At 52.8% G+C, this 235-nt stretch carries 1 protein-coding gene; it reads left to right on the plus strand.

Annotated elements, in window-relative coordinates:
- Positions 1–235 (plus strand): uS7 family ribosomal protein (locus AC0IYH_RS34075; protein ID WP_471838904.1); only part of this gene is annotated, 235 nt, incomplete at both ends.

The following is a 235-nucleotide window of genomic DNA, read 5'->3' on the forward strand; positions in this document are numbered from 1 at the left end:
TTGGACGGTATGCTGCCAAGCGCTTCCGCAAAGCACAATGTCCCATCGTGGAGCGCCTTACTAACTCCATGATGATGCATGGTCGTAACAACGGCAAGAAGCTCATGACTGTGCGAATTGTCAAGCATGCCTTTGAGATCATCCACCTGCTCACTGGTGAGAACCCTCTGCAGGTCCTGGTGAATGCTATCATCAACAGTGGCCCCCGAGAAGACTCAACACGCATTGGACGGGA

It is taken from the genome of Pseudomonas sp. AC463 (assembly GCF_979253585.1).